This window comes from Ectobacillus sp. (genome assembly GCF_056992975.1).
Genome location: NZ_JBXKMX010000261.1, coordinates 1 through 1566 on the forward strand (window position 1 = coordinate 1; position 1566 = coordinate 1566).

Consider the following 1566-nt stretch of genomic DNA (forward strand, 5'->3'; position numbering starts at 1 on the left):
GGATGTATTCCTGCAATACTGTACCGACCATTTCTACCACTTTCAAGAATTACATGATACGGTTCCTGCTTAGATAAATATTTATATTGTTGAAAGAAATTTTTTTCATACGGTTTTGAGATAGCTAGTACCCTTCGCTGCATGTTTCCACCTCTGTCGTTTTGTCTTGTTGTAACAGGACACCCTATATAATTGCAATTTGATTATAAATGATAATTTCATAGGAAAATTTCACTTTATCAAGATTTCATTCTACATAATGTTATCATACACTTCACTAGTTAGGTGCAAATTGGCTTTGAGAAGATTTGGAGGTTAGTTATTCTTGTCTATTTAAGCGTAGAGTATCAGGAGAAAAAAAGCACCCTAGAATCTAGGATGCTTTTTCAAATTAATCAAAATTATAAAGTAGTGTACTTAAGTAACGTTCTCCATTATCTGGGATAATAGCTAACACTTTCTTACCTTTTCCAAGTTTTTTTGCAACTTTTTTCGCAGCATAAATTGCAGCTCCTGAAGAAATACCAACTAAAATTCCTTCTTCTTGACCAGATCTTCTAGAGCTTTCAAATGCTTGATCCGTTGTTACTTGAATGATTTCATCATAAATTTCTGTATTTAATGTATCTGGAATAATTCCAGCCCCGATACCTTGAATTTTGTGAGGGCCCGGCTTTCCACCAGACAATACTGGAGAATCTGCTGGTTCTACAGCAATAATTTTAATGTTTGGATATGCTTCTTTCAATGCTTCGCCTGCACCAGTGAGTGTACCGCCTGTTCCAACACCTGCAATAAATGCATCGAGAGTTTCCTCTCCAAATTGCTTTATAATTTCAGGACCAGTTGTTAAGCGATGGATTTCTGGATTTGCTTCGTTTTTGAATTGTTGTGGAACAAAGTATCCATGTTCAGCTGCTAATTCTTCTGCCTTGCGAATAGCCCCAGCCATGCCTTCTTTTCCTGGAGTTAGCACAAGTTCTGCCCCATATGCACGGAGTAAATTTCGACGTTCAATACTCATCGTATCAGGCATTACAAGAATAGCCTTATATCCCTTTGCTGCTGCAACCATTGCTAAACCAATACCAGTGTTACCACTAGTTGGTTCAATAATTGTATCTCCTTTTTTAATAAGGCCCTTCTTTTCAGCATCTTCGATCATAGCAAAAGCAATTCGATCCTTTACGCTGCTGCCTGGGTTCGTAAATTCTAGTTTTAAGTAAACGTCTGCAGAATCTTCATCAACAATATTGTTTAACTTTACGATTGGTGTATTTCCGATTAATTCCAAAACGGATTGTGCAATTGTCATTTTTCCCACCCCTATTACCGAGTATTTTTATTGGATTTATAAACATTTTTGCATCACTAGGTACTATTTGTCAATTCATATACGCTACATTAATTAAAAATTTTTAAATGTTTGCTTCGATGTCACATTTATTGTATTTACTGTAAGCTATCAATAAGATTTCCTATATCCTGCTTAGAAAAGGTGTATCTTTCATTGCAAAAATGACAGTGTACCTCTGTCTCTTCTTCTTCATCTTGTATTTTTCTAAG

General features: G+C 35.6%; 2 protein-coding genes. Both read right to left on the minus strand.

Going from position 1 to position 1566, the window contains the following annotated elements; translation table 11 throughout:
• Positions 1 to 391: 391 nt before the first annotated feature.
• Complete coding sequence (cysK, locus tag AC11ZT_RS11980; protein ID WP_484059814.1) at positions 392 to 1315, minus strand: cysteine synthase A; 924 nt, start codon at positions 1313 to 1315, stop codon at positions 392 to 394.
• 137 nt (positions 1316 to 1452) lie between these two features.
• On the minus strand, positions 1453 to 1566 hold a 114-nt coding region (locus AC11ZT_RS11985; RefSeq protein ID WP_484059815.1), incomplete at its 5' end, for an Hsp33 family molecular chaperone HslO.